The following is a 15,372-nucleotide window of genomic DNA, read 5'->3' as shown; positions in this document are numbered from 1 at the left end:
GGGGGTGTTCCTATTTATGAGGCAGCCGCCCTCGTGACTCAGAGGGCCAGGCTTTCCTCCCAGACATCGAAGGCGGCGTCGGCGGCGGCGCGCAGGCCGCTGGCGGCCGGCTGCTCGGAGCCGCTGCCCAGCAGCCAGGCGCGCTCCAGGCTCTGCGCCAGGCCAAAGGCGGCGTCGGACAGCAGGTCCAACGCGGCGCCGTGGCCGGCAGCGGCGGGCAGGCCGTCGGGCGTGGTCGTCAGCGTGGCCAGGTAGACGCTGGCGGCGCTGTCGGCCGGCAGGTCGTCGCCCTCGGCGGCGGTCAGTGCCGACAGCGCATGACGCGTCGGGCCGTCCAGCGCCGAGCTCTGGCGCAGTTCGGCCAGCGGGCGCAGCGCCTGCAGCCAGGCGGCCATGTGGGCCGTCACGTCGGCGGCGCTGCCGCTGGCGCCCGGGGCGATGGGCGCGGTGGAGCCGCGCAGCGGGCTGCCGTCGGCCACGACCTGCTGGTACAGCACGCCGTTGTCCAGCAGGTTGAAGCGGGTGCGGCCGTCGGCGCCGGTGTCGCGCAGCATCAGGCCGCGCGTGTCGTCGGCGTCCAGGCGGTCCACGGCCACGTCGATGGCGGCGGCGGTGGTGGACGTGCCCGGCTGCAGCACCGCACCATGGCCCCGCAGCGACAGCCAGGCGGCCTCCACGTTGACGGCGTCGTCGTTGTCGGCATCGACGATGTTGCCGGCCTGCGCCTGCAGCAGCACGCCACCGCTGCCCGCCTCGACGCGGCCCAGCGTGATGCCATTGCCCGCCACGGCGCTGACGTCGCCGCCGTTGGTCTTGACCAGCGAGCCCGGGGCCATCGTCAATGCGCCGCCGGCGGAGATGCTGAAGTCGGCGCCAGCGGCGCTGAAGGCGGTGCGGCCGCTCATCGTCACGTCGCCGCTGGCGCGCAGCGCGAGGTGGTCGGTGAACTGCAGGCTGGCGCTGCCGCCGGCCAGGCTGATGCCGGCGCCGGTGATGTCCAGGCCGGTCGCGGCCAGCGCGCTGAGCGTGTCGGTGGCGACGACGACCTGGCCGGCAGTCTGCAGCTGCACGGCGCCGAAGCCGCGCAGCTTGGCCAGCGTCGCGGCGCTGAGCAGCAGGCCGTCGCCGCTCTCGGCCAGCGTGATGGCGCGGCCGGTGGCCGTGGGCTGGATGGTCAGCGCGCCGCCGGCCGACGTCAGCGGGCCGGTCAGCGTCAGCGCGTCGATGCCCAGCGCGACGTTGCCGTGGGCGACGCTGCTGGTGCCCAGCGTCAGGCTGGTGGCGCCGTCGATGACGAGGTCGCCCTGCGCGATGACGACGCCGTTCAGCACGACGCGCGTCGCGCCGACGATGTGCAGGCTGCCGCCGTCCAGCAGCAGGTCGCCGTGGAACTCGACGGTGCCGGTGGCGTGCACGGTGAGGTCGCCGGTCAGGTGCACGCTGGACGCGAAGCTGACGTCGGTGGCGCCGTCGACGACCAGGCCGCCCAGCGCCGTCGTGCCGCCCACGGCACCCAGCACGGTGACGGCGCCGCCGTCGGCGTGCAGGGTCAGCGTGTCGTTGGGGCCGCCCGGCTTGCCGTCGACGGCGCCGGTCAGCGTGATGCCGCCGGTGCCCGCGCCCTGGCCGGCGTTGATGATGAGGTCGCCCTGCAGCGCGAGGTTGCTGTCCAGCACGACGTCGCCGGCCTGGGCTATGGTCTGCGCCGGCACGTCCAGCACGGCGCCCGCGCCTTGCGCCTGCAGGCTGACCTGGCCGCTGCCGCCGGCCTGCACGGCCACGCCGTTGGCGGGCGCGCTGCCGTCGTTCAGCACGATGCCGCCGGCCAGCGTGCGCAGACCAATGCCGCCGTTGGCCGTGGTGATGAGGTCGCTCTGCGCGGCGTCGGCCACGCTGCTCAGCTGGCCGTTGGCGCCGACGCGGGTGACGCTGACGGCGACGTCGTCGATGGTGACGGCATCGCGCTCCAGCAGCCAGATGCCGCCGCTGCCGGCGCGGGCGGACACGGTGCCCACCTGCGTCTGCAGGCGGTCGGCCGCGTTGGCGGTGTTCAGGCCGATGCCGTTGCCGGCCTGCAGGCGCAGTGCCGGCGCGGTGATGTCGATGCGGTCGGCGGCGCTGCCGAGGATGCTGCCGCCGGCGATCAGCGACACGGCGGTGGCGCTGGTCAGCGTGCCCAGGCGGATGTCGCCGCCGGCCTGCAGGCGCAGTGCGGCGAGCGCGTCGGCGCTGGCGCTGCTGGCGAACACGATGTCGCGCTGGGCCTGGGCTTCCAGGCTGGACGCGCTGGAGAGCTGGCTGTTGACGGTCAGGTCGCGGCCTGCCGACAGGCTGGCCGGGCCGGCGCTGGTGGTGACGGCGCCGCCCAGCGTCAGGTCGGTGCCGGCGTTCAGGCTCAGGCCGCTGCCAGCGTTGACGGCGGCGCTGGTCGTCAGCGTGGTGCCGGCGCTGGCGAGCAGCAGGTTGCCGGCCTGCACGGTGGCCTGCACGGCGGTGGCGCCGGTACTGGTCAGCGTGACATTGGCGCCGTGCGTGGTGCCGCCCACGGTCAGGTCGCTGCCGCTGGCCAGCGTCAGGTCGCCGCCGGCCGTCAGTGCGGCGGTGCTCAGCGAGCCGCCGGCCGTGGCGGACAGCGAACCGGCGCTGGTGACCGTCGCCTGCAAGCTGGTCGCGCCGATGCTGGCCAGCGTGACGCTGCCGCCCTGGGCCGCTGCGGTGATCGACAGGTTGGCGCCGGCGCTGATGTCCAGGCCTGCCTGGGCCGTCAGCGCGGCGTTGACCGCGGTGTTGCCGGTACTGCCCAGGTCCAGCGTTTGGCCCGCGACGGCGGCCGTCACGGTCAGTGCGGCACCCGACTGCAGCGACACGGCACCGCTGGCGGTGACGGCCTGCTGCAGCGTCAGGTTGCCGCTGGCTTGCAGCGAGAAGTCGGTGACGGTCAGCGCAGCGCCGGCCAGCGTCAGATCGCCGCTGTTGGTGATGCCGACGGCGCCGGTGGCCGCCAGCTGCAGGCTGTCGACATCGGTGCTCAGGCCCGTGATGCTGCCGCCGGCCGCGATGCTGGCGGCGCCGCCGATCAGCTGCGTGGCCGGTGCACCGCTGGCCGCGGTGACGTTGCCGCCCGCCGTGACGGCGACCGAGCCGGTGCCCGCATCGGCCTGGCCCAGCACGACGTTGCCGGAGGCCGACAGCGTCAGCGTGCCCCCGTGGCTGGCCGCGGCGCTGCCGCCGGCCATGACCAGGCTGCCGCCGTTGACGGCCAGGCCCAGCGTGCCGCCTTGCGTGGTGGCGCTGGCGGCCAGCTGCAGGTCGCCGCCCGTGACCTGCAGCTGCAGGTTCTGGCCGCTGGCGATGCCGTTGCCCTGCACGGCCTGCGCAGCGGCGCCGTCGACGGACAGGTTGGCCGTCAGCGAGCCGACGATCAGCGCACCGGTCTGCGCCAGCGACACGCCCGCGCCGCCGGCGGCCAGCTGGCCCACGGCGATCTCGAGGGGGGCTGCGCCGGTGCCGGCCGTGCCACCGGCCTGCAGCAGCAGCGAGGCGGCGGTGACGTCGACGGCGGCGTCGCCATCCGTGATGTTGCCGCCGGCGACGACGGTGGCCGCACCCGGCGTACGCACGTCGCCCAGCGCGATGTTGCCGCCGGCCACCAGGGCCAGCGAGCCGCCGGCCGTGATGCGCTCGGCATCGGCCATGACGAGGTTCTGCGCGGCGCGCAGCTGCAGGTCGCCCGCGGCGGTGGCGCCCGCCAGCGTCGCATCGGACTGGGCGCCGGCCGCGACGCTGCCGTCGGCCTGCACGGTGCCGACGCTGACGGCGCCGCTGGCGGCAACGGTGAGGCTGCCGCTGCTGGCCAGGTTGAGGCTGGCGCCGGCCTGCGCGGCGAGGCCGCCGGCCAGCACGTCCAGCGCGTTGGTGGCGCTGCCGATGGCGTCGCCGGCCTGCAGGCGCACGGTGCCGGCGACGACGTCGCTGCCGCCGTTTGTGTCGGCGTCGAGGATCTTGCCGCCGCTGACCAGGCTGACGGCGCCGCTGCCGGCGTCGACCAGGCCCACGGTCATGTCGGTGCCGGACTGCACGCGCACGTTGCCGCCGCCGCTGCTGATCTGCGCACCGTCGGCCTGCGTGAAGCTGCCGCCCACGGCGCGCACGTCCACCGTGCCGCCGCGCGTGACCAGCAGGCCGCCGGCCGCCTGGGCGATGTTGCCCTGGGCGACGACGGTCAGCGCGCCGGTGCCGGCGTCAACGGTGGCGTTCAGCTGCAGCGTCGGCGGGTTCAGCGCGGCCGTGTTGACGGCGATGAGCACGTTGCCGCTGCCGGTGCTGACGACGTCCTGGTTGACGGTCAGGCGGCCTTCGTGCGTGTTGCCGCTGGTGATGACGATGTTGCCGCCGCCCTGCGCACCGGCCATCGCGCCGCTGGCACCGACGGCGGCGACGCTGCCGACTTCCAGGCCATTGCCTTCGGCGACGAACACGCCGCCGGCCACCGCGCGCACGGCCAGCGTGTTGATGGAGGTCTCGATGGCGTTGCCGACGCTGCCGATGCCGCCCGCGGCGCTGAGCTGCAGGCCGGCGGCGGCGATGTTGACGGTCTGTGCACCGCCGGCGGTGTCGGCATCGGTGATGCTGCCCGACGTGGTGATGGCCACGACGCCGTTGCCGGCCGCCACCTGGCCCAGCACGACGCCGGCCACGGCCGCCAGGCGCTGGGTGCCGCCGGCCGTGACGAAGCGGGCGTCGGCGGCCATCAGCAGGCTGCCGCCGGCCGCGACGTCCAGCGCCGCGGACGTGGACTTGCTCTGCACGCGGCCGGACGCGGTCAGCACGACGTTGGCCGCGGCCTGCAGCTGCACGGCGCCGGTGTCGGTGGAGACGATGGCCGAGACGGTCAGGTTGGCGCCGCCGGCCAGCGCGGACAGGCGGATGTCGCCGCCGGCCGCGACGGTGTGGTTGATGGACTGGTCGATCAGCAGGTCGCCGCTGGCCGTGGCCAGCTGCAGCCCGCCGCTGGCGCCGGCCAGGCTCAGGCCGCCGCTGCCCAGGCGCAGGCCGTTGGCCTCGATGACGTACAGGCCGTCGGTGCTGGCGGTGACGCTGGCGGCCAGCGTCGTCACGTCGGTGCGCAGCGGCAGCGCGGCCGAGCCGATGGCCGTGCCGGCGGTCAGGCGCAGCGCGTCGGTGCGCAGGTTGGCGGCGTCGCCGGTCAGGCCGTCGATGAGGGCGCCGCCGCTGCTGGCCAGCGCGATGGACGAGCCGGCCGAGATGATGGAGACACGCGCATCGCCGGCCACGTCGACGGCGACACGGCGGGCGTCGTTGGCGCTGCCGCCCAGCGAGCTGAGGACGACGCCGTCGCCCATGCGCAGGCCGGCCGCGCCGGTCAGCGTGACCAGGCCGCCCAGCGCCGTCACGTCGGTGTCGAGTTGCAGGTCGCCGCCGGCCGTCAGGTTGATGGCGGCGCCGCCGGTGGGCGCGATGCGGCCGGCGCCGCTGGTGGCCAGCAGGCCCGCGGCTTCCAGCGCGATGGTGCCGCCAATGGTCGTGACCAGTTGCTGCACGCGCAGCGCGGCGCCCGCACCGGCGGCCTTCAGGCTGATGCCGCCGGCACCCAGCGTGTACGCGCCGGCGCCGCTGGACAGCAGCGTCACGTCGCCGCCCTGGCTGGTGAAGTCGATGGCGCCGGATTCGGTCGTGGCCAGCTGCGCCAGGCGCTGGATGTTGACGCGGCCGTCCACCAGCGTCTGGCCGATGTTGAAGCTGTCGCGGGCGGCGTTGGTCGTCACGCTGATGGCGCCCGAGCCGTTGTTGACGATGTCCAGCGTGCTGACTTCCAGCGAGCCCAGCGACACGCCGCCGGTGGCGGTGACGCTCAGGTTGACGGCGCGCAGCGCCTCGTTCAGCAGGCCGTCGGCACCGGCGTCCACCTGGCGCACGCCGGACGAGCCGGACACCAGCGTGATGCTGTGCGCCTCGACCTCGTTGGAGATCGTGATGAGGCTGCTGGCGTCCAGCGTCAGCTGGCTGTTGCCGCCCAGGCGCAGCACGGTGCCGGCCTCGGCGAAGTCCGTCACGGAGATCGTGGAGCCGTAGACGGTGACGCTGTCGTTGAAGGTCAGGCTGTTCAGGTCGGCACGCGCGCCGAGGGTCACGGCGCCGGCGCTGGCCAGCGCGTGGCCGCCGGACTGGTGGCCGATGACGATGCCGGCGAAGCCGTCGGCCAGCGTGCGCAACTCGGCGACGTCGAGGTTCAGCACGTTGGCGCTGCCCACGCCGGCCGGCGACGCGATGGCGATGGCCTGCGACACGGTGGTGGTGCGCAGCGTCAGCACGCCGCTGCCGACGAACTGGGCCTCGCTCATGCGCAGGTCGATCTCGTCGCCTTCCAGCACGACGTCGCCGGCGTGGCCGGCGTTGACGCCGGACAGCACGACGCTGCCCTTCAGCACGATCTGGCTGGTGCCGAGGATCTTCAGGCTGCCGCCGTTCAGCAGCGTGATGGAACCCGAGAACGTGACGACGCCGGTGGCGCGGATGACGAGGTCGCCGTCGATGGTGACGTCCTGGTCGAACACGACGTCCTGCGCGTTCAGCACTTCCAGCTTGTTCAGCAGGTCGCTGTTCTCCTCACCGCCGCCGACGCGGCCGCTGATGTGCACGTTGCCGTTGCGGGCGTCCAGCGTCAGCGTGTCGGTGGTGGAGGCGCTGTCGCCGCCGAGGTAGTGCAGGTTGGTGCCGCCCAGCGAAATACCGCCGGCCTCGGCCGTCAGCACACGGTTCCCGGCGATGCGCACGGAGTCGTTGATGAAGATGTCACCGGTCGTTGCGGTGGCATTGCCGTACAGCGTGGTGGTGTCGCCGGACCCGAAGATGGTCAGCGACGGCGCCTGCAGGTTGCTCTGGATGTCGACATGCCCGCCGACGCCGTTGGTGTAGAGCACCAGGTCGTCCTTGACCTGCACACCGCTTGCGCCGCCGTTGATCTGGATGCCGTTGGAGCCGCCGTCCGTGCCCAGCACGATCTGGCGGAAGCCGTCCTTGAAGTTGCTCAGGTCGGTGTTGTCCAGCGACAGCGCGCCGTTGACGATGGAACCCAGCGAGATCGTGCGCGTCGGGTCGATGGTGCGGAAGCTCAGGTTGCCGCCGGCGCTGCGCACGGCGGCGCTGATGTCGACGTCGTTGGCCGCGATGTCGACGTTGTCGCCGTTGGCGTCCAGCGTGGACGACAGGTTGAGCTTGCTGTTCTTGTCGAGACTGACGACGCCGGTGCTGCCGGCGCGCGAGCCACTGCCGCTGCCCGTGCCCAGCGTGACGCCGCTGGCCGCCACGACGGCCACCGTCTCGCGGTTGCTGCTGGTGGCCACGACGTTGTCGGCGCTGATGTAGATGGCCAGCGGGCTGACGTCGAAGCCATCGACCTTCTCGCCGACCTGGTGCAGCGCGTTCAGCGTGACGAGGCCGTGGTTGGTCTTCAGGAAGGCGCCGCCGGCGCTGCGCAGCACCTCGTTGGCGGTGATGCCGCGCGTGGCCAGTTCGACTGCCGTGAGGCCCGAGGCCACCACCTCGCCGGTGGCCGCATTGGCCGTGAAGCGGCCGTTGGACAGCGCCCAGGCCAGCTCGGACTTGAACGCGCCGCCCGTGCGCTCCCAGCCGGAGGCGACGGCGTCGGTCAGCACGGAGCCCTGCACGGCGCGCAGCGTGATGTCGCCACCGCGCGGGCCGCTGCCGCTGGCGTCGATGCCGGCGCCCAGCACGAGGTTCTGCGCCTCGGCGATCAGCGTGACGGCGCCGCCGTTGGAGACGATGTTGGCGTTCAGCGCCAGGAAGCGGCCGTCCGCCGCGGCGACGGTGCCGGCCGCGGCACCGGCGTACAGCACGACGCGGCCGCCCGCCGTCGTGATGCCCTGGCCGGTGACGGTGATGCTGCCGTGCAGCGTGGTGAGCTGCACTTCGTTGAGGATGGCGGTGGCATCGCTGGCGACCTGCTGGATGCGCTCGATGACGATGTCATCGACTTCCTCGATGTTGATGGCGCCGCCCGTGCCGACGCCGCCGCCGTTGTTGACGGCGTCGAGTGCGCGCACCTGGATCTCGATCGCGTCGGCGGCCGAGCCGATGCCGCCGCTGGACGTGATGACGAGGCGGCCGTTGGCGGCCACGATGTCGGTGTCGCCCTCGCCGCCGTCCTGCACGGCTGCCTTGACAAGGCCGCCGGCGTGCACGACGAGGTCGCCGCTGGACGTGCTGCGCAGCTTGCCCAGCTGGATCTGGCCGCCGGCCGTCAGGCTCAGGCTGCCGCTGCCGCTGTTCAGGTAGGTCTCGGCGGTCAGGTCGATGGAGCCGCTGCCGCTGTTCAGCGTGATGTTGCCGCTGGTGCTGGTGAGGTCGGCCTGGGCGCCCAGCGTGATGGCGAAGTTGACCAGCGGCGCACTGCCGGTGTCGTGGTGCGCGCTCAGCGTGATGGCACCGGACGCCGTCGTGATGCCCTGCGTCAGCGTCAGCGTGCCGCCGGCGCCGGCCAGCGTGACGGCGTTGCTGCCGGTGGCCGTGATGGCTGCGTCGACGGCCAGCGAGCCGGTGGACTGAATATCGACGGCGTCACGGGCGACGCCGCCGACGACGCGGTGGCCGCTGGTGAGACTGGAGATCGTCAGGTCGCCACGGTCGCGGATCTTGATGTTGCCGGCCGACTGCACGTCCATCGAGCTGGCGTCCAGCACCACGTCGATGTCGCCGCCCTGCGAGATCAGCGTCACGTGGCCGGCCTTCATGGCCGTGGCCAGGTCGCCGCCGATGGTGATGCTGCCGCCGGCCGTGATGCTGATGTTGCCGTTGCCGCTCAGCGTGCCGACCAGCTGCGTGATGGTGACGTTGCCGCTGGCGACGATGGTGATGTCGCCGCCCTGCAGCGACAGGTTGTCGATGATGAGGTCGCCGGTCTGCTTGAGCGCGAAGTCGCTGCCGGCGCCGCTCAGCGTCACGTTCAGGTGGCCCACGCGCGTGACCAGCGTCAGGTCGTCGCCGGCCGTGGCGGTGAGCTTGGAGGCGACGATGCCGCCGCCGGTCTCGCTGCCCACCGTCAGCGACTTGCCGGCGCTGAGCGTCAGCTCGCCGGTGGTGCCGACGTCCAGCGCGGACACCACCACCAGCGAGCTGCTGCTGCCCGCGGCCAGCGTGATGCGCTCGCCGGAGAACACGGGCAGGTCGACGACGCTGAGGTTGCCGGTGGCGGTGTAGCTGGCCGTGCCGGTGGCGACACGGTCGGGCACGATGAGCACCCAGCCGTTGGGGTCGGTGTTGACCTGGGCCGAGCCGCCGCTGGCGGACTTGGTGGCCACCAGCCCCGTCTCGAAGGCGTCGTTGGCCTGACGCGCCGTCAGGCGCAGGCCGTCGGCGCCGGCCAGCACGACGTCGGCCTCGCGCGCGCTGTCGTTCATGACCGCGTCGCGCAGCGCCAGCAACACCGACGACAGTGACGCGGTGACACCGTTGCTGCCCACGGTGACGACATAGTCCTTGGTGCCCACGCGCAGCTTGAATTGCTGCTGCGCCTCGGGCGTGATGGTGGTGTGCAGCTCGCTGATCTGGGTGCGTGACTGGCCGGCGGCAGCGGTCTGGGCGGCTGCGCCCGCAGCATTGCCATCAACGACCTCGCTGGCATGCTCCAACTGCGCATTGGTCACGTCGAACGCGGTGTTGATCGTGCGAGCCGTCAGCTGCAGCGTGAAGGCCGTCGTATCGGCCACAGCGTTGACGACACGGCTGCTGTCGTTGTTGATCGCATCGGCCAGCTTGGTCAGCACCGAGGCCAGCGAAGCCGTCACCGTCGTGCCGTCGACGCTGACGCTGTAGCGCTTGCCATCAATCACCAGCGACAGGCGGTCGTGCAGGCCCAGCGTGCTGGCGTTCAGATCGAGCAGCGACACCTGTGTCGCATCGGTGCCGGCGCCCTGCACCAGCACCGCCGCGGCGGCACCACCGGATACGGTGACCTGGCTCACGGTGAAGACGACGCCCATGTCATCGCCGTTCAACATCAGCGTACGGGTGCCGGTGTTGATGTCGGCCGTCACCGGCTGCTGCACATCGTTGTTGATGGCCGTCTTGAGCTGGCCCAGCACATCGCCCCAGGTCGTCTGGCCGGACTGCACGGTGACCGTGTAGCCCTTGCCATTGATGCCCACCGACACGAGGTCGCCCGCGAACAGCGCGGTATTGCCGAACACGATGTGCGAGACCTGCGCGTGCGTCGCGTCGGCGGCCGTCTGCAGGCTGGCGCTGTAGGCCAGGCTGCTGACCACGGCGTCGCTGAAGCTGGCCGTGATGTGCGTGTTGACCGTCTTGGCGGTCAGCACCAGCTGGTTGCTGCTGATGGTGGCGTCGACGGTGGTGTCGGCGGCCAGCGCGTTCTGCGTCGCGGTCAACAGCTCGGCGCGCGTGGCATCGGCATCGGTGGTGACGCTGTAGTTCTGGCCGCCCACCGTGAAGGCATAGGTGGCGCCGGACAGCGGGTTGGCCGACAGCGTGACACGGATGACCTCCTTCACGTCGGCCACCGCGGTCTGCGAGTTGGACGACGAGAACGTCGTGACGCTGAAGGTGTCGCCGTTGACCTTGCCGGTCAGGCGCACGTTGTTGCCGTTGGCCTGCGCCGTGGCCTCGGAAGCGCCGAGGTTGTTGACCGCGTCGATGATGAGGTCGCGCAGTTCAGCCTGCGTGGCCGAGCCGTCGGTGGTGACGGAGTAGGACTGCGCGCCCACCGAGAAGTTGTAGGTCTGGCTGTTGCCGGGGGAGTTCGGCACGTTCAGCGTCGTGATCTGCGCCTGACCGGTGACGTAGGCCGTCGTCGCGGAGCTCAGGCTGTCGCTGACGGTGGTGACGCCCACGCTGAATGGCGTGTTGCTCGCCTCGCCCATCAGGCGCAACACGTTGGGCGTGTCGTCCACAGCCACGCCAACGGCGGCCGTCACAGCCGTGGCGCCGACGCCGGCGGTGCCTGCATTCAACGTGGTGGCGCCGCTGACACCGCCGGAGATCGCGATGACGGTGCCTTCCGCATGGGCCGCGTAGGTGGTGTCGGCGTTGATCAGCGCGGCCAGCGCGCGGGCCACGGAGATGCCGTCGTCGCCCGCCACGGCCTGGTAGTCGAACGCCGTGCTGCCGACGACGACGCGGTAGCTGGTGGTGGCCGACAGGCTGCCGATGCCGGAGAAGTTGACGGTGCGCTCGGCGATATCGATGGCCAGGTCGGCCTCGACGTGCGCGCCGAGCACCTGCATCAGCGAGGCGACGCTGGAGCCCACCGTCAGCCCGCCGAAGCTGTCACCCAGCTGCAGCGTGTAGGTCTGGCCGCCGACGTGGAAGGTGAACGACTTGCTCGCGTCGATGGTGGTGATGGACGGGTCCAGCGTCAGCGTGCTGAGCTGCGGCAGGCTCTGGCCCGGTGCCGTGCTGGGCGTGCTGCCGTCGTTGGCGATGGCGCCAGCATCGACGGCGTACTGCAGCTCGTGCACGGCGCCGGCGGCCGTGAACGCGCGGTTGTTCTGGATCGCCTCGACGGTCAGGCGGTCGTCGGCGCCGACACTGACGTTGTACTGCGACACGCCGCCCACCTGGTAGGCGCTGATGGCCGTGTCCAGCTGGTTGAGCATGGTGTTGAAGTCGGCGTCGGTGAGACCGGCCAGCGTGGCCTTGAACTCCACGCCGTCCAGCGTGACGACGTAGATCTGGCCTGCTGTGCGCATGCCGTCGAAACTGACGACGCTGCTCTGCTTGGCATCGGTGCCGGCGCTCTGGACGGCCGTGGGGTCGACGGCCGTGACCATGCCGCCCTGCTGGTCCGACGTGGCCTTGGAGACGCCCGTGGCGGCGAAGGCCTGCAGGCCGCCCGCACCGACGCGCACCTCAACGGTGTCGTTGCCGCCCTGGTCGCTCGGCGAATTGAGCTGCAGCACGTCCTGCGAACCACGCACGACGACCTTCCATGCGTACAGGTCGGCGGCGGTGTTGTCGAAGGCCGTGCCCGTGACGTTGCCGTTGCCGTCGCGCACCTGCGCGGCCCATTCGGCGATGCCGCTGGCGGCGTCGACGGTGATGGTGCCCCCGGTCTTCTGCGCGCCGACGCTGGAGCCTGCCTCGATGCTGTCGATGAGCAGGCGGCCGCCGGACTTGACGGTGATGTCGTCGCCATCGGCGAAGTTGACGATCTTGCGCACCGACACGTTGCCGCCGGCCTCAACGCTGATGGCACCGTCCTGTGCGCTGATGAGCTCGACGACGAGGGCGTTGGATTCCTTGATGTCGATGGCGCCGGCGCCAGTGCTGACGGCGCGCAGCGTGCCGATCAGCGTGTTGGCCTGGATCTGGCCGGCCACCTCGACGTCCAGCCGCTTGGCGATGAAGACGGAGGCCTTGTCGGTGATGAGGTTGCTGGCGCGCACGGTCAGCGTGCCGGTGAGGTCGTCGGCGCGCACCAGGCCGCCCTTGAGCGTCAGGTCGCCGGAGACGTCGAAGCGCACGTTCTTGGCCGGATCGAACCCCGAGATGCCGCCGACGAAGCCGGACAGCGTCAGCGACGACGCGCTCAGTGCGACGTGGACGTCGCGGGCCGCGCGCAGCTCGTACTCGGCGGCCGGCAGTGCGGCCAGGCGCACGACGATGTCGCCGGTCTGCTGCGCAGTGTTGCGCTCGTTGACGGTGTCGTTGAGGTCGCCGTCGCCGTTCCAGTCGACCTGCAGGTCGGACTCGTTGAGCGTCGTGTAGAGCCCGTCGCCGTTGATGTCCAGCACCTGGTTGACGGTGGTGGCCCCCTTGGCGGTGATGACCAGCTTGTCGATGAGCAGGTCGGCGTCGCTGCCGCCGCCGAAGTAGTTGCTCTTGATCGTGACGGTGCCGGTCAGGCGCACGTCCTGGCCGGAGACCAGCTCCAGCCGCTTGTTGGCGCTCAGGTTGCCCGTCAGGCTCAGCGTGCCGCCACTTTCCAGGATCAGCGTATCGGCCGACAGGTTGGACGGCAGCAGGCGCGTGACGCCCTCGGGGTTGTCGGCGGTGACGGGCTGGCGACCGAACAGGAAGTACTCGCCCGCTCGGTACTCCATCAGCTCCTGCGCCTCGAAGAACTTGTAGAGCTGCAGCGTCTTGGCGGCCACGAAGGACACGCCGCGGCTGTAGACCAGCGAGTCGGGGTTGCTGCTGCCCGGGTCGTCCACGACGATGCTGTCGGCGCGGCTGGCCAGGCGCAGCGTGGCCGCCTGCACCTTGCCGCCGGCGCCCACGTGCAGGCGGTTCTGCGCGGTGATGGCAACCTGGCTGGTGCCGCTGGTGGTCGTCACGGCCTGCACGATCTGCAGGCCCTGTGATTGCTCCAGCGCGCCGTCCAGGTCGGCCAGCACGATGTCGCCGGCGGTGGTCACGGCGTCGAGCTTGTTGGCGGCGATCTGGAAGCTGCCGATGCCGGTGGCGGCGCGCAACGTCAGCACGTTGGCCACCACGTCCACGGCGGCGTCGACGGCGTTCTGCGTGATGGCGCCGGCGGTGGACGTCAGCAGCACGTTGCCGGCCGACGTGACGGCGTTGGTGCGCGTGCCTTGGCTGTCGAACTGCATGTCCGCCGGCAGGTCCTCGGGGCGCTGCAGGAAGATGCCGGCCGACACGTCGCGCACGCGCAGATGGCTGGCGGCCGTGACGTCGATGCTGCGCGCATTGCCCGCGCTGGCGCCCACGTCGCCACTGCTGTCCAGGTGCACCTGGGCCAGGTCCACCTCGCCGGCACCGGTCAGCACGAAGTTGCCGTTGGAGACCAGCGTGTCCTGCACGACGAGGTTGCGCGTGCCCTGCACGACGCGCACGTTGCCGGCCGACGTGTTGCGCACGCTCAGCGTGTTGGCCTGCGTGGTGACGTCGACGGTCGTGGACAGCTGCGTGCCGGCGGCGTCGACGGCCTTGCCGGTCAGGATGGTGAGGTTGTCGGCCGTCAGCAGGCCGCCGCCCGCGATGTGGCCCACGCTGCCCTGCGCGCGCAGCAGGATGTCGCCGCGGAACAGGTTGGTCAGGTTGCCCACCAGCAGGTCGGCCGGCGCGCGCAGCGCCAACGTGCCCTGCCCGCCGCTGGTCTCCAGCTGGTAGGTCGTCAGCGTGATGTCGTTGCGGTCGGTGGAGCCCAGCGTGGCGATGCTGTCGGCACGCAGGCTGCCGAACACGCGCGCGGTGATGAAGCCATCGGCCGCCTGGGCAGAGCGGATGATGAGGTTGCCGGTGTTGACGAGCTCGATGTTGCCCGCGCCGGTGAGCTGCAGGTTGTCGATCTCGCTCACCTTGGTGGCCAGCACGATGCCGGCCTCGGCCACTGCCGTGAGCTTGTTGCCGATGACCTGGCCGTAGATCACGACGTTGTCGCCGCTGCCGGTGACGGTCATCTTGATCTGGCCGGCCGGCGCGGCGAAGTCCAGCGTGCCGGCGGCGGTGATGGAGGCGGCGTCGGCGCCGCCGCCGCTGGCATGCGGCGTGGTATCGAAGGTGATGCTGCCGGCGAACTCGCCGGCGCGCAGCACCAGGTCACCGGTGGTGGCGGTGAGGCGGGTGTCGGCATCGGCGCTGACGCTGCCGGCGCCGGTGCTGGTGCCGGGGATGGACTGGTGGCCGGCGGCGATGTCGATGGCGCCGGCGGTGATGGTGCCGCTGAGGAAGACGTCGCCGTCCGAGCGCAGCGTGACCTGAGACAGCGTGGCGCCGGTGGCGGCCTGGATGGCGCCGCCGACGAACATCGTGCCCTCGGTGCCCAGCGTGATGGTGGCGCCCGCGCCGCCGATGCCGCTGAGCAGCGCGGAGTCGTCCAGGCGCAGCGTGACGCCGGCATTCAGCGTCAGCGTGTGGCCGGCCAGCTCGGTGGACAGCTGCAGCGCCTGGCTGCCGTGAACGTTGCCGCGCAGTGCGAGCTCGTTGCCGGCCGTGACGTCCAGCGCGCCGGTGGCGGCGATCTTGCCGCTCAGGCGCACGCTGGCGCCGGCGTCGATGTCGACCGACGCACCGCTCAGCGAGGCGTCGGCCGCGCCGTACTGGCGCGCGCCCACGGTCTGCAGCTCGGTGACGGTGTGCAGCTGCGTCTGCGTCGTGTAGACCGGCACGTCCTTCCAGACCGTGACGGTCTTGGGCGTGACGATCTGGATCTGCGAGGTGGTGGTCTCGTAGACGGCGCGGTATTCGTTGATGTCGGTGCTCAACGTCGTCAGCGCGTAGCTGAGCTTGACACGCTGGTCGTAGATCTTGTGGTCCAGGCTGGTCCAGCTGACCGTGTAGTTGCGGAAGGTCTCGTTGACGTTGCCCCAGGCCTTGTAGGACGACACGGTGTCGTTGCCGACCGTCTCGTTGCCCAGC

Annotated in this window: 1 protein-coding gene (cut by a window edge); it reads right to left on the bottom strand. The window is 71.6% G+C overall.

Annotation, left to right across the window (positions count from 1 at the left end; all coding sequences use genetic code 11):
- Positions 1 to 38 precede the first annotated feature (38 nt).
- Positions 39 to 15,372 carry the final stretch of an LEPR-XLL domain-containing protein gene (locus tag ACG04Q_RS13395; protein WP_394511435.1) on the bottom strand. Its footprint extends 23,711 nt past the window's final position, so 15,334 of the gene's 39,045 nt are visible here — the last part of the coding sequence; its start codon lies off the right edge, out of view; its stop codon occupies positions 39 to 41.

It is taken from the genome of Pelomonas lactea (assembly GCF_043555885.1).
Lineage (GTDB): Bacteria > Pseudomonadota > Gammaproteobacteria > Burkholderiales > Burkholderiaceae_C > Pelomonas > Pelomonas lactea.
The sequence above is the reverse complement of the archived record's forward strand: the minus strand, read 5'-3'. Positions and strand labels throughout refer to the sequence as shown.